Origin of the sequence: Kineococcus gypseus (assembly GCF_050871305.1) — a bacterium.
GTDB classification, from domain to species: domain Bacteria; phylum Actinomycetota; class Actinomycetes; order Actinomycetales; family Kineococcaceae; genus Kineococcus; species Kineococcus gypseus.
This window is the reverse complement of sequence record NZ_JBJLRD010000045.1, coordinates 14840-39255: the sequence shown is the minus strand read 5'-3', so window position 1 is coordinate 39255 and position 24416 is coordinate 14840. Positions and strand designations below refer to the sequence as shown.

Annotated in this window: 28 protein-coding genes; 16 read left to right on the top strand and 12 right to left on the bottom strand. The window is 77.9% G+C overall.

Features of this window, described 5'->3' with window-relative positions:
* Positions 1-158: 158 nt before the first annotated feature.
* Both mshD and ACRYMN_RS15945 read right to left on the bottom strand, forming a co-directional pair.
* Positions 159-1070, bottom strand: a complete 912-nt coding sequence (gene mshD, locus ACRYMN_RS15950; protein ID WP_432497089.1) for a mycothiol synthase — start codon at positions 1068-1070, stop codon at positions 159-161.
* Positions 1067-1918 carry a winged helix-turn-helix transcriptional regulator gene (locus tag ACRYMN_RS15945; RefSeq protein ID WP_432497086.1) on the bottom strand — a complete coding sequence of 284 codons (852 nt, stop codon included), beginning with the start codon at positions 1916-1918 and terminating at the stop codon, positions 1067-1069. Before ACRYMN_RS15945 ends, mshD begins: the two co-directional genes overlap by 4 nt.
* A gap of 195 nt (positions 1919-2113) precedes the next feature.
* Here ACRYMN_RS15945 and ACRYMN_RS15940 point away from each other — a divergent pair, with 195 nt between their 5' ends.
* From ACRYMN_RS15940 to ACRYMN_RS15915, 6 genes are all read left to right on the top strand, one after another.
* A complete protein-coding gene (locus ACRYMN_RS15940; RefSeq protein WP_432497083.1) occupies positions 2114-2899 on the top strand; it encodes a hypothetical protein in 786 nt (261 codons plus the stop codon).
* A gap of 279 nt (positions 2900-3178) precedes the next feature.
* Entirely contained in the window at positions 3179-3727 is a 549-nt protein-coding gene (locus ACRYMN_RS15935; protein ID WP_432497081.1) for a nitrobindin family protein, read from the top strand.
* Positions 3724-4182, top strand: coding sequence for a Fur family transcriptional regulator (locus tag ACRYMN_RS15930; RefSeq protein WP_432497099.1), 459 nt, complete (start codon positions 3724-3726; stop codon positions 4180-4182). Before ACRYMN_RS15935 ends, ACRYMN_RS15930 begins: the two co-directional genes overlap by 4 nt.
* Positions 4183-4313: 131 nt before the next feature.
* The gene (gene ygfZ, locus ACRYMN_RS15925; RefSeq protein ID WP_432497096.1) at positions 4314-5372 is read left to right on the top strand and encodes a CAF17-like 4Fe-4S cluster assembly/insertion protein YgfZ; all 1059 of its coding nucleotides are present in this window, start codon (positions 4314-4316) and stop codon (positions 5370-5372) included.
* 91 nt (positions 5373-5463) lie between these two features.
* Positions 5464-6081, top strand: a complete 618-nt coding sequence (locus tag ACRYMN_RS15920; protein ID WP_432497079.1) for an RsiG family protein — start codon at positions 5464-5466, stop codon at positions 6079-6081.
* Between the two features lie 80 nt (positions 6082-6161).
* Entirely contained in the window at positions 6162-6518 is a 357-nt protein-coding gene (locus ACRYMN_RS15915; RefSeq protein ID WP_432497077.1) for a DUF2516 family protein, read from the top strand.
* Here ACRYMN_RS15915 and ACRYMN_RS15910 read toward each other — a convergent pair.
* Positions 6503-6826, bottom strand: coding sequence for a hypothetical protein (locus tag ACRYMN_RS15910; RefSeq protein ID WP_432497075.1), 324 nt, complete (start codon positions 6824-6826; stop codon positions 6503-6505). The genes ACRYMN_RS15915 and ACRYMN_RS15910 overlap by 16 nt on opposite strands.
* Positions 6827-6920: 94 nt before the next feature.
* Between ACRYMN_RS15910 and dtd the strand changes: the two genes are divergently transcribed.
* Complete coding sequence (gene dtd, locus ACRYMN_RS15905; protein WP_432497072.1) at positions 6921-7346, top strand: D-aminoacyl-tRNA deacylase; 426 nt, start codon at positions 6921-6923, stop codon at positions 7344-7346.
* Here dtd and ACRYMN_RS15900 read toward each other — a convergent pair.
* The gene (locus ACRYMN_RS15900) at positions 7309-8394 is read right to left on the bottom strand and encodes a LacI family DNA-binding transcriptional regulator (protein WP_432497070.1); all 1086 of its coding nucleotides are present in this window, start codon (positions 8392-8394) and stop codon (positions 7309-7311) included. The genes dtd and ACRYMN_RS15900 overlap by 38 nt on opposite strands.
* 2 nt (positions 8395-8396) lie before the next feature.
* On the bottom strand, positions 8397-9287 hold the full coding sequence (locus tag ACRYMN_RS15895) for a class I SAM-dependent methyltransferase (protein WP_432497068.1): 891 nt from the start codon (positions 9285-9287) through the stop codon (positions 8397-8399).
* Between the two features lie 151 nt (positions 9288-9438).
* Here ACRYMN_RS15895 and mshA point away from each other — a divergent pair, with 151 nt between their 5' ends.
* Positions 9439-10677 (top strand): D-inositol-3-phosphate glycosyltransferase, encoded by a 1239-nt coding sequence (mshA, locus tag ACRYMN_RS15890; RefSeq protein ID WP_432497093.1) that lies wholly within the window; start codon positions 9439-9441, stop codon positions 10675-10677.
* A gap of 74 nt (positions 10678-10751) precedes the next feature.
* Positions 10752-11504 carry a phosphoglyceromutase gene (locus tag ACRYMN_RS15885; RefSeq protein ID WP_432497065.1) on the top strand — a complete coding sequence of 251 codons (753 nt, stop codon included), beginning with the start codon at positions 10752-10754 and terminating at the stop codon, positions 11502-11504.
* Positions 11505-11517: 13 nt separating this feature from the next.
* Here the strand turns inward: ACRYMN_RS15885 and ACRYMN_RS15880 are convergent, their stop codons facing one another.
* Both ACRYMN_RS15880 and phoU read right to left on the bottom strand, forming a co-directional pair.
* Positions 11518-12252 (bottom strand): hypothetical protein, encoded by a 735-nt coding sequence (locus ACRYMN_RS15880; RefSeq protein WP_432497064.1) that lies wholly within the window; start codon positions 12250-12252, stop codon positions 11518-11520.
* A 41-nt stretch (positions 12253-12293) separates the two neighbouring features.
* A complete protein-coding gene (phoU, locus tag ACRYMN_RS15875) occupies positions 12294-12983 on the bottom strand; it encodes a phosphate signaling complex protein PhoU (RefSeq protein ID WP_432497062.1) in 690 nt (229 codons plus the stop codon).
* A gap of 175 nt (positions 12984-13158) precedes the next feature.
* Here phoU and ACRYMN_RS15870 point away from each other — a divergent pair, with 175 nt between their 5' ends.
* Both ACRYMN_RS15870 and ACRYMN_RS15865 read left to right on the top strand, forming a co-directional pair.
* A complete protein-coding gene (locus tag ACRYMN_RS15870; RefSeq protein WP_432497060.1) occupies positions 13159-14442 on the top strand; it encodes a sensor histidine kinase in 1284 nt (427 codons plus the stop codon).
* The gene (locus ACRYMN_RS15865; protein ID WP_432497058.1) at positions 14439-15119 is read left to right on the top strand and encodes a winged helix-turn-helix domain-containing protein; all 681 of its coding nucleotides are present in this window, start codon (positions 14439-14441) and stop codon (positions 15117-15119) included. Before ACRYMN_RS15870 ends, ACRYMN_RS15865 begins: the two co-directional genes overlap by 4 nt.
* Positions 15120-15168: 49 nt before the next feature.
* Here ACRYMN_RS15865 and ACRYMN_RS15860 read toward each other — a convergent pair whose 3' ends face one another.
* Entirely contained in the window at positions 15169-15903 is a 735-nt protein-coding gene (locus tag ACRYMN_RS15860; RefSeq protein WP_432497056.1) for a hypothetical protein, read from the bottom strand.
* Positions 15904-16197: 294 nt separating this feature from the next.
* Here ACRYMN_RS15860 and ACRYMN_RS15855 point away from each other — a divergent pair, with 294 nt between their 5' ends.
* Genes ACRYMN_RS15855 through ispF form a run of 3 tightly spaced genes read left to right on the top strand, consistent with a single transcriptional unit; the run spans position 16198 to position 17857 of the window.
* Entirely contained in the window at positions 16198-16680 is a 483-nt protein-coding gene (locus tag ACRYMN_RS15855) for a CarD family transcriptional regulator (protein WP_166610666.1), read from the top strand.
* Positions 16677-17369 carry a 2-C-methyl-D-erythritol 4-phosphate cytidylyltransferase gene (gene ispD / locus ACRYMN_RS15850; RefSeq protein ID WP_432497091.1) on the top strand — a complete coding sequence of 231 codons (693 nt, stop codon included), beginning with the start codon at positions 16677-16679 and terminating at the stop codon, positions 17367-17369. The genes ACRYMN_RS15855 and ispD overlap by 4 nt, the downstream gene beginning before the upstream one ends.
* Positions 17366-17857 carry a 2-C-methyl-D-erythritol 2,4-cyclodiphosphate synthase gene (gene ispF, locus ACRYMN_RS15845; protein WP_432497053.1) on the top strand — a complete coding sequence of 164 codons (492 nt, stop codon included), beginning with the start codon at positions 17366-17368 and terminating at the stop codon, positions 17855-17857. Before ispD ends, ispF begins: the two co-directional genes overlap by 4 nt.
* Positions 17858-17927: 70 nt before the next feature.
* On the opposite strand, the gene ACRYMN_RS15840 is transcribed toward ispF, so the two are convergent.
* Genes ACRYMN_RS15840 through ACRYMN_RS15830 form a run of 3 tightly spaced genes read right to left on the bottom strand, consistent with a single transcriptional unit; the run spans position 17928 to position 20953 of the window.
* The gene (locus ACRYMN_RS15840; protein ID WP_432497051.1) at positions 17928-19148 is read right to left on the bottom strand and encodes an AI-2E family transporter; all 1221 of its coding nucleotides are present in this window, start codon (positions 19146-19148) and stop codon (positions 17928-17930) included.
* A 51-nt stretch (positions 19149-19199) separates the two neighbouring features.
* Positions 19200-19841, bottom strand: a complete 642-nt coding sequence (locus ACRYMN_RS15835) for an MBL fold metallo-hydrolase (RefSeq protein ID WP_432497049.1) — start codon at positions 19839-19841, stop codon at positions 19200-19202.
* Entirely contained in the window at positions 19838-20953 is a 1116-nt protein-coding gene (locus ACRYMN_RS15830; RefSeq protein ID WP_432497047.1) for an S-(hydroxymethyl)mycothiol dehydrogenase, read from the bottom strand. The genes ACRYMN_RS15835 and ACRYMN_RS15830 overlap by 4 nt, the downstream gene beginning before the upstream one ends.
* Before the next feature lie 80 nt (positions 20954-21033).
* On the opposite strand from ACRYMN_RS15830, the gene cysS reads away from it, so the two are divergent.
* A complete protein-coding gene (cysS, locus tag ACRYMN_RS15825; RefSeq protein WP_432497044.1) occupies positions 21034-22452 on the top strand; it encodes a cysteine--tRNA ligase in 1419 nt (472 codons plus the stop codon).
* Positions 22452-23423 (top strand): 23S rRNA (guanosine(2251)-2'-O)-methyltransferase RlmB, encoded by a 972-nt coding sequence (rlmB, locus tag ACRYMN_RS15820; RefSeq protein WP_432497042.1) that lies wholly within the window; start codon positions 22452-22454, stop codon positions 23421-23423. The genes cysS and rlmB overlap by 1 nt, the downstream gene beginning before the upstream one ends.
* 78 nt (positions 23424-23501) lie before the next feature.
* Here the strand turns inward: rlmB and ACRYMN_RS15815 are convergent, their stop codons facing one another.
* Positions 23502-24389: an NAD-dependent epimerase/dehydratase family protein gene (locus tag ACRYMN_RS15815; RefSeq protein WP_432497039.1), complete on the bottom strand. Its 888-nt coding sequence runs from the start codon at positions 24387-24389 to the stop codon at positions 23502-23504.
* Between the last annotated feature and the right edge of the window lie 27 nt (positions 24390-24416).

Genomic DNA, 24416 nt, shown 5'->3' with positions numbered 1-24416 from the left:
AAAAGACCCACCCCACCCCCCCCCCCCCCCCCCCCCCCCCCCCCCCCCCCCCCCCCCCCCCCCCCCCCCCCCCCCCCCCCCCCCCCCGGGCCGCGCCGGTGGTGACGGCGACCCGGACGGCGGGTGGCCGCGAGCCGGACGGCGGGTGGCCGCCGGGGTCAGCGCGCGGGAGCGCTCGCGTACTGCACGTCGACCGCGGCGCGGGTGAAGCCCAGCGAGGCGTACAGGCGCAGGGCGGGGGCGTTGGCGCCGTCCACGTACAGCTCGACCTCCTCCGGCGCGCCGGGGCGCGCCACCGCCCGCAGCCCGCGCACCAGCAGCGCCCGGCCCAGCCCGCGCCCGGCGGCGTCCGGGTGCACGCCCAGCACGTACAGCTCGGAGGCGTGCGGCTGCACCTTCATCCAGCACGAGCCCAGCAGGGCGGTGGAGCCGCGCTCGTGCGCCAGCAGCAGCAGCGAGGGGTCGAACCACGGCTCGGCCTCGCGCAGGAGCAGGTCCGCCGCCGTCCAGCGGCCCTGCTCGGGGTGGTCGGCGAACGAGGCGGCGTTGACCGCCACCCAGGCGTCCTCGTCGGCGCCGGGCACGAACGGGCGCACCACCACGCCCTGCGGCAGCGCCGGCTCGGCCAGCTGCGCCAGCCCGGCCACCGGCCGGTGCAGCCGCAGCAGCTCGCGCGCGCGGCGCCACCCGGCGCCGGCGGCCAGCGCCGCGGCGGCCGGTACGTCGCCGTGCGCCCACAGCAGCACCGGCCGCCCGCCGGCCAGCTCCTCCACGGCGCGCAGCAGCTCCCGCCCGCGCCCGCGCCCGCGCGCGCCCGGGTGCACGAGCAGCTCCCCGGACAGCTCCGCGCCCGCGTCGGCCAGCTGGGCGTAGCCCACCAGCGCCCCGGTGCCCGCCTTGTGCAGCAGCACGTGGCGCACGGCGTCGGCGCCGGTGCGCAGCCGCAGCAGGGCGTCCTCGCTGAGCGCGTCGGCCCCGTCGGCGGCCGAGGCGGCCGCGGCCAGCTCCTCCACCCGGGCGCGCTCGCCCGGCGCCAGCGGGCCCGCGGCGGTGCTCGCGGGCGCGCTCACGGGCGGCGCGGGGCGGGGCGCAGGGGCCGCGGCCCGCCGGCGGGACCGCCCGGCCCGGTGCCGTTCGCGCCGCCGGGACCGCTGCCGCCCGCCGGCCGCGCCCCCGGCTCGTCGTCGAGGTCCCCGTCGAGCTCGCCGGCCAGGTCCTCCTCCAGCGCGCCCTCGCGCCCGGAGGAGACGAAGCGGTAGCCCACGTTGCGCACCGTGCCGATGGCGCCCTCGTGCTCGGGGCCCAGCTTGGCCCGCAGGCGCCGCACGTGGACGTCCACGGTGCGGGTGCCGCCGAAGTAGTCGTAGCCCCACACCTCCTGCAGCAGCTGCGCGCGGGTGAAGACCCGGCCCGGGTGCTGGGCCAGGTGCTTGAGCAGCTCGAACTCCTTGTACGTCAGGTCCAGCTGGCGCCCGCGCACGCGCGCGGAGTAGGCCGCCTCGTCGATGACGACGTCGCCGGCGCGGATCTCCCCGGCCCCGCCCTCGGCGGCCTCCTCCGCGGCGCGGCGGTTGCGCCCGGCCGCCAGGCGCAGCCGCGCGTCCAGCTCGGCCGGCCCGCAGGTGTCCAGCAGGACGTCGTCGGCGCCCCAGTCGGCGGCCACGGCGGCCATGCCGCCCTCGGTGAGCACCAGCAGCAGCGGCTGGGACAGCCCGGTGGTGCGCAGCAGCCGGCACAGCGAGCGCGCCGCGGCGAGCTCGCGGCGGCCGTCGACGAGCACCGCGTCCGAGGACGGCTCGTCGACGAGCACGGAGGCCTCCGCCGGCAGCACCCGCACGGTGTGCGGCAGCAGGCCCAGGGCCGGCAGCACGTCGGTCGAGGGGGTGAGCGCGTTGGTCAGCACGAGGATCTGGGCCACCCGGTCTCCCGCCCTCCGTCCGCCAGGGCGGGGCGCTCGAGGTGCCCCGCTGCCCGCAGTTTACCGGCCCGCCACCGGCCCCCGGCCCGCGCCGCGCACCCGCCGGCCCGCTCCGCCGCGCCGCGGGCGGGGCGGGCGCGCTGCAGGCGCGGGGAGGTGCGCGGGCCGGGGGGCGGCGTGCGGGAGGATCGCGCGGTGACTCCCCCCGCGACGGCCACGACGACCCTGGCCCTCGCCGCCCTCGTGGCCCTGGCGGCCCTGGCCGGCCCCCTCGTGCTCGCGCTGGCCGTCGTGCTCGTGTCGGTGCTGCTGGCCTCCGGCTGGCCGGCGCTGCTGAACCTGCCCTCCCCGCGCGGCACGACCGCGGTCGTCGCCCTCACCGGCGCCGCCGCGGCCGCGGCCGCCGCGGCGGTGGTCGCCGGCGGGCGCGGCGGGCCGGCCCCGGGCCTGCTGGGCGTGCTCCCGCCGGTGGCCGCCGTGGCGCTGCTGGGGGCCTTCGCGCACCAGCTCGCCCGCCGCGACGGGCGCCCGCGCCTGGTGGAGTCGCTCACCGGCGCCGTGACGGGCCAGGCGCTGACGGTGCTGGCCGCGTGCTGGGTGGGCGTGCCCGCCACCTACGCCGGCGCCCCGCTGGTCCCGGTGGTGCTGGCCGCCGTGGCCGCCGCCACCGCCGTGTGCGCCACCCGCTGGCCCCTGCGCGCCGCCGGGCCGGCCGCCGTGGCCGCCGGCGCGCTGACGGGCTGGCTGGCCGCCTCCGCGGCGGTGGCCGCCGGCGCCGGCGGCATCGTCTCGCCCACCCGCTGGGGGGTGGCCGGGCTCGTCGCCGGGGCCGGCGCCGGGCTGGCGGCCGCCGCCTGGCGCGCGCACGCCGCGCGCCTGCCCACCGCCGGCGCGCTGCCCGCCGCCTTCACCGTGGCGGCCGTGCCGGTGGCCCTGGCCGGCGGCGGGGCCTACCTCGTCGGGCGCCTGCTGCTGCTCTGACGCCGCTGCGGGCGCCGGGCCGCGCGGCGGGTGCGCCCCGGGCGCGCCGAACCCGCCGAACCCGCCGTGCGCGCCCGGTGCGCGCCCGGTGCGCGGGGTGTGGGGTGCGGGGTGTGGGTCCGCCCACGCCGGCGCCCCCGGCGCCGGGTGCGCGGGTACCCTCGCAGGGTGCACGCGCTCGAGGTCTTCTTCCTGGTCCTGCTGATCGCCGTCAGCATCGTGATCGCGTGGTTCGCCGGCTTCGTGGTGTACCGCCTGTACAAGGGACAGCGCTGAGCCGTGGCCGGAGCACCCGTGCCCCTGCGCACCGACACGCCGCTGCCCCTGGTCCCGCTGTCCTGGCTGCTGGGCCGCTGGGAGGGCGCCGGCGTCCTGGGCCACCCCGCCCGCGGTGCGGACACCCGCTTCGGGCAGGTCGTGGAGTTCTCCCACGACGGCCGCGACTTCCTCAGCTACACCTCCACCACCTGGGCCCTGGACGAGTCCGGCGCCACCACCGAGCCCCTCGACGTCGAGACCGGCTACTGGCGCCCGCAGCCGGTGGACCTGCAGGCCCCCGCGCCCGCCGAGGGCCCGCGCCCGGTGGAGCTGGAGGTCCTGCTGGCCCACCCCACCGGCGTCGTGGAGGTCCTCGTCGGGCGGGCCACCGGCCCGCGCATCGACCTGACCACCGACGTCGTGGCACGCACCACCACCGCCCACGAGTACACCGCCGCCACCCGCGTGTACGGGCTGGTGGAGGGGGACCTGCTGTGGGCGCTGGACGTCGCCCTGGGCGGGCACCCGGTGCGCAGCTACGCCTCGGCCCGGCTCAAGCGGGTGGCCTGACGCCCGGCCCGTCCGCCCCCCTGGGCCGGGCCCTGCGCGCGCGGGGCCTGCGCCTGACCCCCCAGCGCGAGCGCGTCCTGGCCGTGGTGCGCCGCCTGGGCCACGCCACCCCCGACGACGTCCTGGCCGCGCTGCGCGCCGAGGGCGGCACCCCGGCCGTGGACACCTCCACCGTCTACCGCGCGCTGGCGCTGCTGGAGGAGCTGGGCCTGGTGGCCCGCACCCCCCTGGACCGGCGCGCCGACTCCTTCCACCCCGTCGAGCACGGCGGGCACCTGCACCTGGTCTGCGACGGGTGCGGGGCGGTGGCCGAGGCCCCCGCGCGCGCGGCCGGCGACCTGGCCGCCGACGTGCTGCGGCGCACCGGCTTCGCCGCCGACGTCACCCACCTGGCCCTGCGCGGGCGCTGCGCCGCCTGCCGCACCACCACCCCCGAGCCGCCGGAGCGACCGTGAGCACCCAGACCCCGACCCCGACCGGCACCCCCGGCGCCCCCGGCGCCCCCGGCGCCCCCGGCGCCCCCGGCGCCCCCGGCGCCCCCGGCGCCCCCGGCGCTGCCGGCGCCGCCCCCGCGTGGCGCTCGCCGCTGCTGTCCCTGCCCGGGGCGGTGGCCGCCGAGGGCCCCGACGCCGGCGTCGCCTGGCACTACGGCGACCCGGTGGCCGAGCAGCGCGCCCTCGTGCGCGGCGAGGCGTTCGTGGACCTCTCGCACCGCGGCGTCGTGCGCGTCGCGGGCCCGGACCGGCTGGGCTGGCTGAACAGCACCACCAGCCAGGCGCTGGCGGCGCTGCCCGCCGGCACCAGCACCGAGAGCCTGGTGCTCTCGCCCACCGGCCGGATCGAGCACGACCTGCACCTGCTCGACGACGGGGAGGCCACCTGGATCACCGTCGAGCCCGGTGAGCGCGAGCCGCTGGTGGCGTGGCTGCTGAAGATGCGCTTCACGCTGCGCGTGGAGGTCGAGGACGTCACGGGGGCGTGGGCGGTGCTCGGCGAGCCCAGCCGCGAGCCCGGCGACGGGGCCGGTCCGGTGTGGGTGGACCCGTGGCCGGGCCCGGTGCCGGCGAACGAGGGCGGCGCCGCGGACACCGCCAGCTACGCGGCGGTGCCCACGCCGCTGCACCCGGGCGCCGAGCGGCCCTGGCGCGAGGTGCTCGTCCCGCGCGCCGAGCTGGCCGCGCGCGCGGCCGGGCGCCGCGCGGCGGGCACCTGGGCCGCCGAGGCGCTGCGCGTGGAGGCGTGGCGCCCGCGCCTGGGCCTGGAGACCGACGAGCGCTCCATCCCGCACGAGCTGGACTGGCTGCGCACCGCGGTGCACCTGCACAAGGGCTGCTACCGCGGGCAGGAGACGGTCGCGAAGGTGCACAACCTCGGCCGCCCCCCGCGCCGGCTGGTCCTGCTGCACCTGGACGGCTCCACGCACGACCTGCCCGCCCACGGCGACGACGTCGTCCTGGCCGAGGGCCCCGGCCGGGTCGTCGGGCGCGTCACCACCGCCGCGCGCCACCACGAGCTGGGACCGGTGGCGCTGGCCGTCCTCAAGCGCTCGGTGCCCGTCGAGGCGCCGCTGTTCGCGGTGGCCGGCTCCGCCGCCGGGGAGCCGCGCCCGGTCGCCGCCGCGCAGGAGGTCGTCGTCGCCCCGTGAGGGGCGCGGGGCCCTATCCTCGAAGCGCGCACGCGCAGTGGTGCGTCGATCGCCGTGCGCGACGGCGCTGATCGGGGAGCGGGAGGCCGACATGGACGCGCACGAGGACGCCGACACCGGCGGGCAGCAGGTCAGCGGGTACCAGCAGGGCGGGCGGCGGGCCCTGGACAGGGTCCTGGACCCCGGCTTCGCCGCGGACCTGCGCACGATCGAGCTGCCCGAGCTGCGCGAGCGGCGCACGCTGGCCGAGCAGGAGGAGGCCGACCTGTCCTACGCGCGCCGCCTGCTGCAGGGCCGCCTGGACCTGCTCGGCGCCGAGCTGCAGCAGCGCTCCGGCGTCGACGGCGGCACCGACGTCGGCGCCGCGCGCAGCGACGCGGAGCTGGTGGCGCGCCTGACCGACGTGCTGGCCGACCCGCGGCGCACCGACCACGGCATGGGCCGGCACAGCACGGTGCAGCCGAGCCGGGTGGGCGAGCACCGCCGCCGCGCCGAGGCCGCGGTGGCCGACCCGCGCCTGTCGGACCTGAGCGCCATGGACGACGAGCAGCTCGCCGCGGCCCGCGAGCGCCTGCTGGACCTGGAGCGGGAGCTGTCCGCCGACCGCCACCGCGTGCAGGAGGTCATGGACGCGTGCACCGAGGAGGTCACCCGCCGCTACCGCGAGGGCGTGGCCACCGTCGAGGACGCCCTGCCCGGTGCGCGCTGAGCGGTCGGTGAGCGGTCGGTGAGCGCCGGCGCCGGCCCGGTGCCCGGAACCCGCGCGCGGCGCCGGACGTCGGAGACGGTGTGACCTCCCTCGTCGGCTCCGTCCAGTACGGCGTGCTCGCGGTGATCGCGTTCGCCGCGTTCGCCCTCGCGGCGTTCGCGCTGGTCGACGCCCTGCGCCGGCCCGGCGCGGCGTACACCGCGGCCGGCAAGCGCACCAAGACCTTCTGGGTCGCGCTGCTGGCCGTCGCCGCGGCCATCGGCTTCGTCTCGCTGCCCGTGCTCGGGCCGGCCTCGATGCCGGGCCTGCTGGGCATCCTCTCGGTCGTGATCGCCGCGGTATACGTCGCCGACGTGCGCCCGGCGGTGCGCCGGTTCGGCGGGCGCCGCGGCCCGCGCCGCGACGACCGCCACCAGGGGCCCTACGGCCCCTGGTGACCGGCGCCCGCCCGCGGCGCCCCGGCGGGCGCGGGCGGGCGGTGCGCGCTGCGCAGCGCGCAGCGCACCAGCGCCGTGAGCACCACCAGCAGCCCGGCCACGGAGACCAGGTCGGCCTCGGTGAAGCCCCGGCTCTGGCTGAAGGTGTGCAGGATGCGGCCCTCCACGCGCCCGTTGACGCGCGCCCAGATTGCGCACAGCAGCCCGGTCAGCACCGCCACGTCCCAGCGCGGGCGCGCCAGGCAGCTGAGCACCCCCAGGCCCAGCGCGAGCAGGGTCAGCGGGATCACCACGGGGACGCCGAGCACCCCGGGATCGTACGTGCGCCACCGCGGCGCCACGTCGCGTCCGCCTCCCGGACCCCTCGCGTCCACCCGCACGGGGGTGCGCGAGGCTGGTGCGGTGAGAGCCGTCGTGCAGCGCGTCAGCCGGGCCCGGGTCACCGTCGACGGCGAGGAGGTCGGCGCCCTGGACGGTCCCGGGCTGCTGGTGCTGCTCGGCGCGACCCACGACGACGGCCCCGAGCAGGTCGAGCGGGTGGCGCGCAAGGTCGCCGAGCTGCGCGTGCTGCGCGGGGAGCGCTCGGTGCTGGAGACCGGCGCCGGGGTGCTGCTCGTCAGCCAGTTCACCCTCTACGGCGACACCCGGCGCGGCCGGCGGCCCAGCTGGGGCGCGGCCGCGCCCGCACCGGTGGCCGAACCGCTCGTCGAGGCCGTCGCCGCCGCGCTGCGCGGGCGCGGGGTGCCGGTGGCCACCGGCCGCTTCGGCGCCGACATGGCCGTCGAGCTCGTCAACGACGGGCCGGTGACGCTGCTGCTGGAGGTGTGAGGGCGCCGCCGCAGCTGGCGCGCACCACCAGCTCGCGCGGCTCCAGGCGCAGCGAGCGCGGCGCCCGCCCGGCCAGCAGGTCCAGCAGCAGGCGCGCGCTGCCGGCGCCGTCGGTGACGACGTCGCGGCGCAGCGCGGTGATCGCCGGGTCCGCCAGGCGGCACAGGATGGAGTCCTCCCCGGCCACCACCGCCAGGTCCTCGGGCACCCGCACGCCCAGCGCGCGGCGCTCGGCGACGACCGTGGCGGCCATGACGTCGTTGTCGTAGACCACGGCGGTGGGCGGGTGCGGGCGCGCCAGCAGCGCCCGGGTGGCCTCCAGCCCGCCGCGGGCGGTGTAGTCGGCGACGACGACCTCCTGCTCGGCGCCCAGCGCCGCCGCGGTGACCTCCCGCCAGGCGCGGTCGCGCCGGCGGGTGTGCCGGAAGCCCGAGGGGCCGCTGACCCGGGCCAGGCGCCGGTGCCCGCGCTCGAGCAGGTGCGCGACGACCTGCGCGAGGGGCTCGCGCTCGTCCTCCACGGACACCGCCACCGTGCCCGCGCCCCCGCCGGGCAGCTCCTCGTCGGCGCCGGCGCGCACCACGCAGGGCACCCCCAGCCCGGTGACCAGCTCCAGGCGCGGGTCGTCGACGAGCAGGTCGGTCAGCACCACCCCGTCCACCCGCCGCTCGGCCCACCAGCGGTGCAGCACCCCCACCGCCGCGGTCTCGTCGGGCACCACCGTCATGAGCAGCGAGACCGACTCGGTGGCCAGCACGCCCTCCATGCCGGCGACCAGGCGCATGTAGTACGGCTCCTCGCCCAGCAGCTCCACGTCGCGGGCCACCGCCAGGCCCACCGCGTGCGCGCGCGCGTTGGACAGCGAGCGCGCCGCCGCGCTGGGCCGCCAGCCCAGCTCGCGGGCGGCGGCCAGCACGCGCTCGCGGGTGGCCGCCGAGACGCCCGGCAGGTCGTTGAGCGCGTACGAGGCCGACGCCTTGGACACGCCCGCCAGCCGGGCGATGTCGCGGATCGTGGGGCGGGCGCCGCCCGGTGCCGGTCGGTTCACGGTCACCTCCCGGGACCTCGGTCGTGCTCAGGATCATGCCCCACGGCGCGCCCGCGCGGAGCGACCGCCGCCCACGCCACCGTCAGCTCGCCCAGCCGCCAGCGCGCCGGCCCGTCGAGCACCGGCCAGTCCCGGCGCAGCGCCCGGCACGTGGCCAGCCAGCGCTGGCGCGCCCCGAAGGTGCCCTCCGGGGCCGCGCGCGCCCAGGCGTCGTCGGCCGCGCGCAGCAGGTCGTGCACGCCCTCCCCGGGCACGTTGCGGTGGATGAGGACCTTGGGCAGGCGCTCGGCCACCGCCGAGGGCCGCTCCAGCCCGCCCAGGCGCAGCGAGAGCGTCAGCGACACCGGCCCGCCGGCCTCCAGCGCCACCCAGGAGCTGCGCCGGCCCAGCTCGTCGCAGGTGCCCTCCACCACCAGCCCGCCCGGCGCCAGGCGCGAGCGCAGCAGCTCCCAGGCGGCGGCCACCTCCTGCTCGCCGTACTGGCGCAGCACGTTGAAGGCGCGCACCAGCACCGGGTCCCCGCCGCCGGGCACGGACAGCTCGAAGCCGCCCACGGCGAAGGCCGGGGCGCCCGGCACCCCGGCCAGCGCGGCGCGGGCGGCGGCCACGCGCTCGGGGGAGACCTCCAGGCCCACCACCCGCACGTCCGCGCGCACCCGCCGCAGCCAGCGCTGCAGGTCCGTGACCGTCACCGGGCGCGCGCCGTAGCCCAGGTCGACCACCAGCGGGTCGGCGGCCGCGCGCAGCCGGTGCGCCTGCGTGCCGGCCAGCCAGCGCTCCACCCGGCGCAGCCGGTCCGGTCCGGTGGTGCCGCGGGTGACCGTCCCCACCGGGCGGGGGGCAGACTGCTCGCCGGGCCGCGCGGGCGCGCGGCCCGCGTCGCGGGAGGGCACCGTCAGACGGTAGCCACCCGCGGCGGTGGCACGGGCGAGGGCCCGCGGCAGCGGGCGGGGACGGGCGGTGGGTGCGGCGGTGGGTGCGGCGGTGGGTGCGGCGGCGGGTGCGGCGGCGGGCGGCGGGGGCGCCGGGGTCGAGCGCGTGGCGATGGTGTCGGTGCACACCTCCCCGCTGGAGCAGCCCGGCACCGGTGACGCCGGCGGCATGAACGTCTACGTGCTCGAGCTCTCGCGCCAGCTCGCCGCGCGGGGGGTGGAGGTGGAGGTCTTCACCCGGCGCACCTCCTCGGAGCAGGAGCCGGTGGTGCGCGCCGCCGACGGCGTCACCGTGCGGCACGTGGCCGCCGGCCCCTACGAGGGGCTGGCCAAGGAGGACCTGCCCGGGCAGCTGTGCGCGTTCACCGCCGGGCTGCTGCGCACCGGGGCCCGCCACACCGAGGACCACTACGACGTGGTGCACTCGCACTACTGGCTCTCCGGGCAGGTGGGCTGGCTGACCGCCGACCGCTGGGACGTGCCGCTGGTGCACTCGATGCACACCATGGCGAAGGTGAAGAACGCCCACCTCGCCGAGGGCGACGCCCCCGAGCCGCCCGGGCGCGTCATCGGCGAGCAGCAGGTCGTCGAGGCCGCCGACCTGCTGGTGGCCAACACCGCCGCCGAGCGCGACGAGCTGGTGCAGCTGTACGGCGCCGACCCCGCGCGGGTGGCGGTCGTCCCGCCCGGGGTGGACCTGGGCACCTTCTCGCCCGACGGCGGGCGGGCCGCCGCCCGCGCCCGCCTGGGGGTGCCGCAGGACGCCGAGGTGCTGCTCTTCGTGGGCCGGCTGCAGCCGCTGAAGGCGCCCGACGTGCTCGTCGAGGCCGCCGCCCTGCTGCTGCGCGAGCGCCCCGAGCGGCGCGCGCGGCTGCGCGTGCTCGTCCTGGGCGGGCCCAGCGGCTCCGGCGCGGCCCACCCGCACGCGCTGACCGACCTGGTGCGCGCGCGGGGCCTGCAGGACGTGGTCCAGGTGCGCCCGCCGGTGGAGCGGGCGCTGCTGGCCGAGCACTACCGCGCCGCCGACCTCGTCGCGGTGCCCTCGCACAACGAGTCCTTCGGGCTGGTGGCGCTGGAGGCGCAGGCGTGCGCCACGCCCGTGGTGGCCGCCGGGGTCGGCGGGCTGCGCACCGCCGTGGCCGACGGCGTCTCCGGCGTGCTGGTCGACTCGCACGACCCGCGCGAGTGGGCGCGCGCGCTGGGCGCGCTGCTCGACGACCCGCGCCGGCGCGCGGCGCTGGGGGAGCGGGCGGCCGAGCGCGCGCACGGCTTCGGGTGGTCGCGCACGGCCGAGGCGACGCTGGAGCTGTACCGGCGCGCGCGCGCGGCGCGGGCCGCCGGCGGGCGCTGACGGCCCTGGCGGAGCACCGCCGACGGGGACGGGGCGGCGGCCGCGGCCACGGCCCGCTCGGTAGGGTGCGGCCCATGAGCGATGCGGCGCACACCCTCGTCCTGTTGCGGCACGGCGAGAGCGAGTGGAACGCCAAGAACCTGTTCACCGGCTGGGTGGACGTGGCGCTGTCGGAGAAGGGCCGCGCCGAGGCCGCCCGCGGCGGGGAGCTGCTGGCCTCCGCCGGCGTCCTGCCCGACGTCGTGCACACGTCCGTGCTGCGCCGCGCGATCACCACCGCCCACCTGGCGCTGGACGCCGCCGACCGCCACTGGATCGACGTGCGCCGCTCCTGGCGCCTGAACGAGCGCCACTACGGCGCGCTGCAGGGCAAGGACAAGAAGCAGACCCTCGCCGAGTTCGGCGAGGAGCAGTTCATGCTGTGGCGCCGCTCCTACGACGTGCCGCCGCCGGAGATCGAGCCGGGCTCGGAGTTCTCCCAGGACGGCGACCCGCGCTACGCCGGCCTCGGCGCGGACATGCCGCGCACCGAGTGCCTGGCCGACGTCGTCGCGCGCATGCTGCCGTACTGGCGCGACGCGGTCGTGCCCGACCTGCGCGAGGGGAAGGTCGTGCTGCTGGCCGCGCACGGCAACTCCCTGCGCGCGCTGGTCAAGCACCTCGACGGCGTCTCGGACACCGACATCGCCGGCCTGAACATCCCCACCGGCATCCCGCTGGTGTACCGCCTGGACGCCGAGCTGCGCCCGGTGGTGCCCGGCGGGGAGTACCTGGACCCCGAGGCCGCGCGCGCCGCGGTGCAGGCGGTGGCGAACCAGGGCCGCTGAGGCCCGCGCGCCCTCAGGCGCCGGTCGCGGCGCCCGTCGTCGCGGCCGGCGCCGAGCCCGGTGGCGGGCCCGGTGCTGAGCCCGGTGCCGTCGTGGGGTCCGCCGGCGGCGTGGAGGGGGAGGCCGTGGCGCTCGCGGTGGCCGGGGCGTCGCCCTCGCACGAGCGCTCCATCGCCGCGCGCAGCCGCTCCTGGGCCTGCACCACGGCGGTGCCGGCGGCGGGGTCGTCCACGGCCGCCGCGGCGCGGTCCAGGGCGTCCACCGAGGCGGTGAGGTCGGCGGCCGAGCCGCTGCCGGGGTCCAGCTCGCCCGCGGCGCTCGCCAGGCGCTCGTAGTAGTCCAGGACCCGCCGGGCGTCGTCGCCCAGCTCCGGCGGCGCCGCGCGCAGCACGTCGGCGTAGTAGGCCGGGCCCTGCTCGGTGGTGACCAGCGCGTACACCGACTGCGCGCGCGGGTCGCCGCGGTCGACGTCGAGGCGCTCGAGCTCGGCGGCGAAGGCCTCGTCGAGCTCGTCCTGCGCGTCCTGCACCGCGGTGCAGTCGAACGCCGGAGCGCTCGCGGGGGCCGTGGCGGCGCTCGTCGCGGGCTCGGCGGTCGGCTCCAGGGTGGTGGTCGTCGGCGCGGGGGCCGGCGCGGCCCGCTCGGAGCAGCCGGGCGTCAGCAGGCCCAGCGCGGCCAGCGCGGTGAGCAGGGCGACCGGTGCCGCACCCTCCGCGCGGGGCCGGCACCGCCCCCACAGCGAGTCCACGCCTCGACGCTACACCCGGCCCCGCGCCCCTCCCGGGGCGCTCAGCCGGCCAGCGGCGCGGTGCCGCGCTGCTCCTGCTCGGCCTCCGGCGCGTCGTGCGAGCCGGTGACCAGGAACATGACGTTCTTGGCCACCGAGACCGCGTGGTCGGCGAAGCGCTCGTAGTAGCGGCTGAGCAGCGTCAGGTCGACGGCCACCTCGGTGGGCTGCCCCTCGCGGTCGGCCAGCAGCTGCGCGAAGACGCTGCGGTGCAGGGCGTCCATCTCGTCGTCGTCGGTCTCCAGCTGCACGGCCATCGCCACGTCGCGCGAGGCGATGACGCTGCCGGCCTTGGTGACGATGCGCTCGGCGACCTGGGCCATCTCCAGCACCGTGGCGCGGTACTCCGCCGGCACGACGGGCTGCGGGTGGCGCAGGCGGGCCAGCTTGGCCACGTGCCGGGCGAGGTCGCCCATGCGCTCCAGGCTGGTGCTCATGCGCAGCGCGGTGACCACCACGCGCAGGTCGGTGGCCACCGGCTGCTGGCGCGCCAGCAGCTGCAGGGAGCGCTCCTCCAGGTCTAGCTGCAGCGAGTCGATCCGCTGGTCGGCGGTGATGACGCTCTCGGCCAGCTCCCGGTCGGCGTCGAGCAGGGACGTGGTGGCGCGGGCCATCGCCGAGCGCGCCAGGTTGGTCATCTCCACCAGGGTCTCGACGAGGTGGACGAGTTCGTCGTGGTAGACGTTGCGCACTGCTGCCTCTCCTCCGGCCGGGGTGCGGGTGGGCCGCCGCGCCGCCCGCCCGCGACCGGCACGCTCGCAGGTCGGGGTGAACGCGCGCCAGCGCGGGTGTGAACATCGCACGCGGGGCCGCGGGGTGCGCGGTCGCCGGCGCGGGTGCCGCCCCGGGGAACCTTAGGCTGGAGACGTGGTCGGCGACATCTCGAGCAGCATCGCCGCGGCCGCCGGCGTGCTGGCCGGTGCCGCCGGGGTGATCGCCTTCCGCGTCTCCGAGCGCCTGCAGCGCCCCGAGCCGGCCGCGCACGAGCCGCCGGGCCTGCCCGACGGCGTCAGCGACGTCCTCATGGCGCTGCGCTCCTCGGCGGTGGTGCTCGACGCGGCCGACGAGGTGGTCAAGGCCAGCGCCGCCTCCTACGCCTCGGGCGTGGTGGCCGGGCGCGAGCTGGCCGACCCGCAGCTGCGCGAGATGGTGCGCGCGTGCCGGCGCGACGGGCGCCAGCGGGAGGTGGAGGTGGACCTGGCCGCCGGGCTGGGCCGCCCGGCCGCCGTGGTCCTCGCCCGCGTCTCCCCGCTGGGCCCGCGCCACGTGCTGCTGCTGCTGGAGGACCGCACCGAGTCCCGGCGGGTGGAGGCGGTGCGCCGCGACTTCGTGGCCAACGTCAGCCACGAGCTGAAGACGCCCGTGGGGGCGCTCTCGCTGCTGTCCGAGGCGGTCGAGGACGCCGCCGACGACCCCGAGGCCGTGCGCCACTTCGCCCGCCGGATGCGCCGGGAGTCCAAGCGGCTGACCACCCTCGTGCAGGAGATCATCGACCTCTCGCGGCTGCAGGCGGAGGAGAACGCCGTGCGCCCGGCGCTGCTGGAGGTCGACGCGCTCGTGGCCGAGGCCGTCGACCGCAGCAGCTCCGTGGCGCACCAGCGCGAGTCGGGGATCGTGGTGGCCGGCGAGCGCGGCGTGCGCGTCAAGGGCGACCGCGAGCTGCTGGTGACGGCGCTGCGCAACCTCGTGCACAACGCCCTGGCCTACTCCCCGGAGCGCAGCCGCGTGGTGGTGGAGGTGCGCCGGGTGCGCCCGGGGCTGGGCGAGGAGCCCGCCGCGCCGGCGGCGGTGGACATCGCCGTCTCCGACCGCGGCGTGGGCATCAGCCCGGCGGACCTGGACCGCATCTTCGAGCGCTTCTACCGCGTGGACCCGGCCCGCTCGCGGCTGACGGGCGGCACCGGCCTGGGCCTGTCGATCGTCAAGCACATCGCCGGCCGGCACGGCGGCGAGGTGAGGGTGTGGAGCGTCGAGGGCGAGGGCTCCACCTTCACGCTGCGCCTGCCGCGCGCGCAGGGGCCCGAGGTCGCGGCCGAGGACGCGCCCGCCCCCGAGGACGTCCCGCGCACGGGCCACCACGGCCCCGCGGGCGCCACCCGACGACCTCCGGGCGCGGACCCGGAGGACTCACCCCTGGAGGTTCGACCGTGACGCGCATCCTGGTGGTCGAGGACGAGGAGTCGTTCTCGGACCCGCTGTCCTACCTGCTGCGGCGGGAGGGGTACGACGTGGCGGTGAGCGACACCGGGCCCGCGGCGCTGGAGGAGTTCGACCGCGCCGGCGCCGACCTGGTGCTGCTGGACCTGATGCTGCCGGGCATCCCCGGCACGGAGGTGTGCCGGCAGCTGCGCACCCGCTCCAGCGTGCCGGTCATCATGCTCACCGCGAAGGACTCCGAGATCGACAAGGTCGTGGGCCTGGAGATCGGCGCGGACGACTACGTCACCAAGCCGTACTCCTCGCGCGAGCTGCTGGCCCGGGTGCGCGCCGTGCTGCGCCGCGGCGGCGAGCCGGAGGAGCTGGTGCAGACCACCGTCGAGGCCGGCGGGGTGCGCATGGACGTGGACCGGCACGTGGTCACGGTGCGCGGCGAGCAGGTCCCGCTGCCGCTGAAGGAGTTCGAGCTGCTGGAGATGCTGCTGCGCAACGCCGGGCGCGTGCTCACGCGCGTGCAGCTCATCGACCGCGTGTGGGGCTCGGACTACGTCGGCGACACCAAGACCCTCGACGTCCACGTCAAGCGTCTGCGCGCCAAGATCGAGCCGGACCCCTCCAACCCGCGGCACCTGGTGACGGTGCGGGGGCTGGGCTACAAGTTCGAGGGCTGAGCCGCCCGGGGCGCCGGCCGCCGCGCGGCCCGGCGCCCCCGGCGCGGGCTCACTGCCCGGCGGTGCCGCCGGTCGGGGCGGCGCCGCTGCCCGACTCCGGGCCGGACTGCGTGTCGGCCCCGGGGCCGGTGGTGTCCTGCTCGTCGCCGCCGGTGGTGGCGGCCTCCTCCTCGCCCTCGTCGTCGGCCTGCTGCAGCGAGTCGTCCGTCTCGGCGCCGCACTGGACCTCGGGCGCGGGGGCGGCCGTGGCGCCGGGGGCCGGGGTGGGGGTCAGCTCGGCGTACTCGAAGCAGGGCAGCACCACGGGGGCGTCGACCTCGGCGCTCTCGCCGGCGGCGCGGAAGGTCATCGTGACGGTCTCGCCCGGGTGCTGCGGCACCTGCGCCAGCTGCAGCCACGCGGGGTTCTGCTCGCCGGGGACGGGCGTCGTCTCCGCGCCGTCGAGGGCCAGCGCCTGCGTGGCGCCGACCTGCACCAGCTCGCCGGCCGGGACGAAGTACGTCTGCACGGGCGCGTCGCCGGCCTCGAGGTCGGCGGAGACCGTCACGGAGGCGTCCTCGGCGGAGGAGTTCACCAGCGTCACCGAGACCACGCCCGGCTCGTCGAGGCCCGGGGAGACGACGAGCGCGTTGCGCACCTCCACGCCCGCCACCCGGGTGTTCCGGCCGTCGCTGGCGTCGTACGGGCGCAGCACCACGGCGGGGGAGAAGGCCGAGCAGCCGGCGACACCGACGGTGGTCGCGGCGGTGGCGAGGGCGACGGCGGCGCGCTGGCGGAGCTTCACGCGGGCAGACTACCGGCAGTCGTAGCCGCGGGCCCGGGCGCCGGGTGTCGTGGCGGCGTCGTGGCGGCGCGGTGCCGGCGCCGTGGCGGCGTGGTGGCCGCGCCTTGGCGGTCCCGGGCCCGCCGGCGGGCCCCGCCGCAGCGGTGCCCACGCGCGCGGAGCACGCCGAGGGGTGGTGTGTCAAGGGGCCGCCGGGGCGGCTGCGAGCCTCTGACCTGCGCAAACGCTTTCGCCGAGGGTGTCCGGCACCCGTTGCCCGTGGTAAGGTGGGACCAGGGAAAGGGGTCACGTTCTATGGCTTTCACGGTCGGCGAAACGGTCGTCTACCCCCACCACGGGGCCGCACTGATCGAGGAGATCAAGACCCGCACCATCAAGGGCGAGGAGAAGCTCTACCTCGTCCTCAAGGTCGCCCAGGGCGACCTGACCATCGAGGTGCCCGCCGAGAACGTCGACCTCGTCGGCGTCCGCGACGTGGTGGGCCGCGAGGGCCTCGACCGCGTCTTCTCGGTCCTGCGCACGCCCTACGCCGAGGAGCCGACCAACTGGTCGCGCCGGTACAAGGCGAACCTCGAGAAGCTCGCCTCGGGCGACGTCATCAAGGTGGCCGAGGTCGTGCGCGACCTCTGGCGCCGCGACCAGGACCGGGGCCTGTCGGCCGGCGAGAAGCGCATGCTCGCCAAGGCGCGGCAGATCCTCGTCTCCGAGCTCGCCCTCGCCGAGAACACCAACGAGGACAAGGCCGAGTCCCTGCTGGACGAGGTCCTGGCCTCCTGACCTGCGCGCTCGTCGTCCCGGCCGCCGGCCGGGGCGAGCGGCTGGGGGCCGGGCTGCCCAAGGCCCTGGTCCCGCTGGCCGGTGAACCGCTGCTCGTGCATGCCCTCCGGCGCGCCCTCGCGTCCGGCGTCGTCGACGTCGTCGTGGTGGTCGCCCCGGAGGGCCGGCAGGAGCACGTGCGCGCGCTGCTGGGCCCGCTGGGCGCGGCGGACGTGCGCGTGGTCGCCGGCGGCGCCGAGCGGCAGGACTCGGTGCGGTGCGGCCTGGCCGCGCTGCCGCCGGGCGTGGACGTCGTGCTCGTGCACGACGCCGCGCGCTGCCTCACCCCGCCGGCGGTCTTCCGCGCGGTGGTCGCCGCGGTGCGCGGCGGGGCCGTGGCCGTGGTGCCCGTCCTGCCCGTCTCCGACACCGTCAAGCGGGTCGCCGGCGACGTGGTCCTGGAGACCGTCGACCGCCGCGAGCTGGTGGCGGTGCAGACGCCGCAGGGCTTCGACCCCGCCCCGCTGCGCGCCGCCCACGAGGCCGCCCGCGGGGCCACTGGTGCCGCGCCGGCCACGGACGACGCCGGCATGCTCGAGGCCCTGGGCCACCGGGTGCGCACCGTGCCCGGCGACGACACCGCCTTCAAGGTCACCCGGCCCGTGGACCTGGTGCTGGCCGAGGCGCTGCTGAGCGGAGGACGCGCGTGAGCGCTGGGCGCGGCACCTGGCCCCGCGTGGGCACCGGTGTGGACGTGCACCCCCTGGCCGAGGGCCGCGAGTGCCGGGTGGCGGGGCTGCTGTGGCCCGACGAGCCGCGCGGCCCGCAGGGCCACTCCGACGGCGACGTCGCCGCGCACGCCTGCGCCGACGCCCTCTTCGCCGCCGCGGGCCTGGGCGACCTGGGCGCCCACTTCGGCACCGCGCGCCCGGAGTGGGCCGGCGCCTCCGGCGCGCGCCTGCTCGCCGAGGCCGCGCGCCTGGTGCGCGCGGCCGGCTTCGAGGTCGGCAACGTCTCCGTGCAGGTCGTCGGCGAGCGCCCGAGGATCGGCGCGCGCCGGGCCGAGGCCGAGGCGGTGCTCTCCGCCGCCTGCGGCGCGCCGGTCAGCGTGGCCGGCACCACCACGGACGGGCTGGGCCTGACCGGCCGCGGCGAGGGCGTCGCGGCGATCGCCACCGCGCTGGTCGTCCCGCTCTGAGCGCCGCAGGGCCCCCCGCCGCGCGTCGCGGCGGGGGGCGCTGCCCGTCCCGGCGGGTGAGCCGCCCGCGTCAGGGGCGCTCGGGGGTGTGCGCGCCGCTCGCGGCGCCGGCGGTGGTGGGTGCGGCCGCCTTCGCCTCCTCGGCGGCGGTCCTGCGGCGCAGCGGGTTGCCCTTGGCCTTGTGCTCCTCGGCGGGGTTCTCCGGCTCGTCCGGCAGCAGCACGTGGTGCACGTAGCGCAGCACCACCGTGATGATCGCGGCGACGGGCACGGCGAGGAACGCGCCGACGATGCCGAACAGAGTGCCGCCGACGGTCACCGCGCCGATGACGACGGCGGGGTGCAGGGCGAGGGTCTTGCCGACCAGCAGCGGCTGCAGCACGTTGCCCTCGATCTGCTGCACCAGCAGCACGATGCCCAGCACGATGAGCGCCTGCACCCAGCCGAGGGTGACCAGGGCGACCAGCGTGGCGAGCACGCCGGTGACGACGGCGCCCACGATCGGGATGAACGCGGCGAAGAAGATGGCGACGGCCAGCGGCAGCGCGAACGGCACCCGCAGGATCGCCAGGCCGGCGCCGATGAAGATCGCGTCGACGAGCGCCACGGCGGCCTGGGAGAGGATGTAGCCGCGCACGGTCGCCCAGATCCGGCTGCCCAGCGCGGTGGCGTGGCGGTGGGTGTTCGCGTCCAGCCAGCGGCGCGACCAGGGCAGCAGCCGGTCGCCGTCGGCCAGGCAGAAGAAGGTCAGCACCAGCACGAGCAGGAACGTCACGACGCCGGAGCCGATGGTGGCGCCCACCGTGCCGACCCCGCCGACGACGCCCAGGGCGATGTTCTGGGCGTTGTTCTGCAGCTCGGTGACGCCCTGGTCGACCAGGCCGCCGATCTGGTCGTCGCCCAGGTTCAGCGGCGGGCCGTTGATCCAGCCCTGCACCTGGTCCAGGCCGGCGACGGCGGAGTCGGCCACGTCCCCGGCCTGGTCGACCACGGTGGGGATGAGGGCGGCGAAGACGCCGACGACGACCGCCAGCAGGATGAGGATGGCCAGCAGCGCGGCGATCGCGCGCGGCAGCACCGCGCGCAGCACCTGCGCCAGCGGCCACAGGATGGCGCTGAGCAGCACCGCCAGCAGCAGCGGCAGCAGCAGGGACCAGCCCTTGCCCAGCAGCCAGAGCAGGCCGGCGACGCCCACGCCGAGCACGAGCAGGCGCAGCGCCCAGCGGGAGGCGTCGGCGATGCCCCGCTCGACGACGTTCACGGTGGGGGTCTGCCCCGTCGGATCGGTCACGGCTGCGATGCTGCCAGGCCCGCGCGACTCCGCCACCCGTGGTGGTGACGCTCAGTGACCCCGGTCGATCCACTCCTGCAGGTGGGGGGCCTCGTCGCCGATCGTGGTGCTCTGCCCGTGCCCGGTGAGCACGCGCGTCTCCGGCGGCAGCCCCAGCAGGACGTCGCGGATCGAGGCCACGATCGTGCCGAAGTCGGAGAAGGAGCGCCCGGTGGCGCCGGGCCCGCCGGCGAAGAGGGTGTCGCCGGTGAAGACGGTGCCCAGGGCCGGCGCGTAGACGGACACCGACCCGGGGGTGTGCCCGGGGGTGTGCAGCACGTGCAGCTCGGTGCCGCCCACGGCGACGACCTCGCCGTGCACGAGGTCGGTGGTCGGCTCGCCCGGGTGCGTCAGCTCCCACACCTGCCGGTCGGCCGGGTGCAGCAGCACCGGCACGGCCCGCCCGGCGGTGCCCAGCCGGCGGGCGAGCTCGGGGGCGCGGCGCACGTGGTCGTCGTGGGCGTGGGTGGCCAGCACCGCCAGCGCGCGCCGGTCCCCGACGGCGGCGGCGATGGCGTCGACGTCGTGGGGGGCGTCCAGGACGACGACCTCGGAGTCGTCGCCGACGAGCCAGACGTTGTTGTCGACGTCGAAGGTCTGCCCGTCCAGGCTGAAGGTGCCGGAGGTGACCAGGTGCTCGACGCGCGCGCTCACCGGTCCATCACCACCACGGAGCGCAGCACCTCGCCGCGCTGCATCGTCGCGAAGGCCTCCTCGACGTCGCCCAGGCCGATGCGCTCGGTGACGAAGGCGTCCAGCGGCAGGCGCCCGTGCGCGTGCAGCTCCAGCAGGGCGGGGAAGTCGCGCTCGGGCAGGCAGTCGCCGTACCAGCTCGACTTCAGCGCCCCGCCGCGGCCGAAGACGTCCAGGAGCGGCACCTGCAGCTGCACCTCCGGGGTCGGTACGCCGACCAGGACCACGACCCCGGCCAGGTCGCGCGCGTAGAACGCCTGCCGCCACGTCTCGGCGCGCCCCACCGCGTCGATGACCACGTCGGCGCCGAAGCCGTCGGTGACCTCGCGCACGGCGGCGACCACGCCGTCCTCGTCCAGGCCGCGCGAGTGCACCACGTGGGTGGCGCCGAGCTGGCGGGCCCACGCCAGCTTCTTGTCGTCGATGTCGACCGCGACGACGCGCCGGGCGCCGGCCAGCACCGCCCCGGCGATCGCCGCGCAACCCACCCCGCCGCAGCCGATGACGGCGACGGTGTCGCCGCGCTGGACGGGGGCGGTGTTCACGGCGGCGCCGATGCCGGCCATGACCCCGCAGCCGAGCAGGCCGGCCACCGCCGGGTCCCAGGAGCCGCCGAGCACGGAGGTGTCGATGCGGGTGGCCTGCCCGGCGGCCACGAGCGTCTTGGGCGCGAAGGCGCCGATGCCCAGCGCCGGGGTCAGCGGCGTGCCGTCGGTCAGGGTCATCCTCTGCGTGGCGTTGTGCGTGGCGAAGCAGTACTGCGGCCGCCCGCGCCTGCAGGCGCGGCACCGCCCGCACACCGCGCGCCAGTTCAGCACGACGCTGTCGCCCACGGCGACGTCCGTGACGCCCTCGCCGACCGCGGAGACCGTGCCGGCGGCCTCGTGGCCGAGCATGAAGGGGTAGTCGTCGGTGATGCCGCCCTCGCGGTAGTGCAGGTCGGTGTGGCACACCCCGCACGCGGCGACGTCCACGACCACCTCGCCGGCGACCGGCTCGGGCACCACGACGTCGGCGGTCTCGACGGGCGCGCCCCCGCTGCGGGAGACGATCGCGGGAACGGTCCAGGCCATGCGGCGACCCTAGTCGAGCACCCCCGAACCCGGCCCGGCGAGCGGCGGGGGCCGGCGCCCCCGGCCGGTAGCCTTGCGGGGTGACCCTGCGCCTCCACGACAGCGCCGCCGGCGCGGTGCGCGACTTCGTCCCCCTGCGGCCCGGGCACGTCGGCGTCTACGTCTGCGGCGCCACGCCCCAGGGGGCCCCGCACCTGGGCCACGTGCGCGCGCAGGTCGCCTTCGACGTGCTGCGCCGCTGGCTGACGGCCACCGGCCACGAGGTCACGCTGGTGCGCAACGTCACCGACGTCGACGACAAGATCCTCGCCAGGGCCGCCGAGGAGGGCGTCGAGTGGTGGGCGCACGCCTACCGCTTCGAGCGCGAGTTCTCCGCCGCCTACACCGCCCTGGGCGTGCTGCCGCCCACCGTGGAGCCGCGCGCCACCGGCCACGTGCCGGAGATGGTCGAGCTCATCGAACGGCTGATCGCGCGCGGGCACGCCTACCCGGCCGCCGACGGCTCCGGCGACGTCTACTTCGACGTCCGCTCCTGGCCGGAGTACGGCAGCCTGACGCACCAGTCGCTGGAGGACATGGAGCCGGCCGCCGACGCCGACCCGCGCGGCAAGCGCGACCCGCGCGACTTCGCGCTGTGGAAGGGCGCGAAGGCCTCCGAGCCGGCCAGCGCCTCGTGGCCGACCCCGTGGGGGCGCGGGCGCCCGGGGTGGCACCTGGAGTGCTCGGCGATGGCCGGGCGGTACCTCGGCGAGCGCTTCGACGTGCACGGCGGCGGGCTGGACCTGCGCTTCCCGCACCACGAGAACGAGCAGGCGCAGTCGCGCGCCGCCGGGGACGGCTTCGCGAACTACTGGCTGCACAACCACTTCGTGACGATGGCCGGCGAGAAGATGAGCAAGTCGCTGGGCAACGTCCTGGGCGTGCCGGCCCTGCTGCGCGAGCACCGCGCGGTGGTGCTGCGCTACTACCTCGTCTCCGCGCACTACCGCACGCCGCTGGAGTGGTCGCCCACCTCGCTGGGCGAGGCGGAGGCGGCGTACTCGCGCCTGGAGGGCTTCGTGCGCCGCGCCGCCGAGCGGCTGGGCCCCGGCACCCCGGCCGGTGCGGTCCCGGCGGCGTTCGCGGCGGCGATGGACGACGACCTGGCCACCCCGGCGGCGCTGGCCGTGCTGCACGAGGCGGCCCGGCGCGGCAACCAGGCGCTGGCCGAGGGCTCGGGCGCGGCCCTGCTCGAGGCGCACCAGCAGGTGCGCGCCGGGCTGGCCGTGCTGGGCCTGGACCCCCTCGGCGAGCCGTGGGTCTCGCGGGCGGGCACCTCCGACGCGGCGCGCGACGCGCTCGACGTCCTGGTGCGCGCCCGCCTGGAGGAGCGCGCGGCCGCCCGCGCCGCGCGCGACTTCGCCACCGCCGACGCGGTGCGCGACTCCCTCAAGGACGCGGGCATCGTGATCGAGGACACGCCCACCGGAGCCCGGTGGTCCCTGGAGGGTGAGCAGTAGTGGCGGGCAACTCCCAGCGCCGAGGCGCTGTCAGCAAGGGCAAGAAGGGCCCCACGATCGGCACCGGCGGCAAGAACCGCCGGGCGCTGGAGGGCAGGGGCCCCACGCCGAAGGCGACCGAGCGCACCGGCCACCCGGCCGCCGCGCGCGCGGCGCAGGCCGCGCACCGCGCGGCCACGACCAACGCGCGCCCGGGCGGGCGCCCGCCGGTGCGGCGCACCGCCAAGCGCACCGGCGAGACGGAGTGGATCGCCGGGCGCAACTCCCTGGTCGAGGCGCTGCGCGCCGAGCTGCCCATCACGGGCGTGTACGTGGCCGCGCGCATCGACTCCGACGACCGCGTCAAGGAGATCCTCGCCGCGGCCGGCGACCGCGGCATCCCGCTGCTGGAGGCCTCGCGGGCGGACCTGGACCGCTTCACCGAGGGCGCGGTGCACCAGGGCGTGGCCGCCTCGGTGCCCCCGTACGACTACGCGCACCCCTCGGACCTGCTCGAGCGCGCCGCGGACACCGGCCGCCCGCCGCTGCTGGTGGCGCTGGACGGCGTGACGGACCCGCGCAACCTCGGCGCCGTGGTGCGCTCGGCGGCCGCCTTCGGCGGGCACGGCGTCGTCGTGCCGGAGCGGCGCGCGGCGGGCATGACCGCTTCGGCGTGGAAGACCTCCGCGGGCGCGGCCGCGCGCGTGCCGGTGGCGCGCGCGACCAACCTCACCCGCGCCCTGCAGGAGTACAAGGAGGCCGGCCTGTTCGTCGTCGGCCTGGACGCCGACGGCGACGTGGCCCTGCCGCAGCTGCAGCTGGCCGACGGGCCGATCGTCGTGGTCGTCGGCGCCGAGGGCGCCGGGCTGTCCCGGCTGGTGCGCGAGACGTGCGACCAGGTGGTGAGCATCCCGATGGCCGGGGCGGTGGAGTCCCTCAACGCCGGCGTGGCCGCGGGCATCGCCCTGTACGAGGTCGCCAGGCACCGCTGAGGCGCCCGGTGCCGGGCCGCTCCCCGGCGCCCGGGGCGCGCCCCGCCGGGGCACCGGCTCCGGCGGGGCGGGCGGGCCTCAGACGTGGTCGCGCCAGGAGTGCTGCGGCTCGTAGCCCAGCACGCGGCGGGCCTTGGCGATGCTCAGCAGGCTCTCGTGCTCGCCGAGCTCGCCGCGCACCTCCACGCCCGGGAACACCTCGGCCATCAGCTCCGCCGAGGGCCGGCTCATGACGGTGTCGGCGTTGGCGATGACGAACACCTCCACGCCCGGGTCGGTGCGCTGCAGCGACAGGCGCACCGCCTGCGCGCCGTCGCGCGCGTCGATGTAGCCCCACAGGTTCCACTTGCGCAGGCGCGGGTCGGCGTCGAAGGCGGGGAAGCCGGCGTAGTCCTCCACGTGCATGACGTTGGAGAAGCGCAGGCCCGTCATCGTCAGCTCCGGCTGCCACCGGCAGAAGTGGTGGGCCATCTCCTCCTCGAGCGCCTTGACCAGGGAGTACGTCGACTCCGGGCGCACCCGGTACTCCTCGTCCAGCGGGGCGTAGGGCGGGTCGGCGGTGTCGAAGGGCAGGCCCAGCAGGGTCTCGCTGGAGGCCCACACCACGTTGCGCACGCCGGCGGCGCGGGCGGCGTCGAAGACGTTCCAGGTGGCCGTGGCGTTGTTGCGGAACGTGGCGGAGTTGCTCGTCAGGCCCGGCGCGGGGATCGCGGCCAGGTGCACGACGGCGTCGAAGGGGCCGGGGCGCTCGTCGCTGCGACCGGCCAGCGCCTCGACGACCGAGCCGTGGTCGGTCAGGTCCACGCGCAGGAACCGCGCGTCGTCGTCGGCGGTCAGCCCCGGCGGGGGCACCTGGTCCAGCGCGAGCACCGAGTACCCGTTCTCCAGCAGGTCGCGCAGCACGACCCGCCCCAGCTTGCCGGACGCGCCCGTCAGGGCGACGCGCGGCTGGGCGGCAGCGGACACGGTGGTCCTCCGATCGTTCGGCGCCGC

What these genes read in the sequence shown, in the direction of transcription:
- ACRYMN_RS15830 (WP_432497047.1), bottom strand. Translation starts at nt 20,953, where the DNA reads ATGGCCTGGACCGTTCCCGCGATCGTCTCCCGCAGCGGGGGCGCGCCC.
- ACRYMN_RS15885 (WP_432497065.1), top strand. Translation starts at nt 10,752, where the DNA reads ATGAGCGATGCGGCGCACACCCTCGTCCTGTTGCGGCACGGCGAGAGC.
- ACRYMN_RS15920 (WP_432497079.1), top strand. Translation starts at nt 5,464, where the DNA reads ATGGACGCGCACGAGGACGCCGACACCGGCGGGCAGCAGGTCAGCGGG.
- ACRYMN_RS15855 (WP_166610666.1), top strand. Translation starts at nt 16,198, where the DNA reads ATGGCTTTCACGGTCGGCGAAACGGTCGTCTACCCCCACCACGGGGCC.
- mshA (WP_432497093.1), top strand. Translation starts at nt 9,439, where the DNA reads ATGGTGTCGGTGCACACCTCCCCGCTGGAGCAGCCCGGCACCGGTGAC.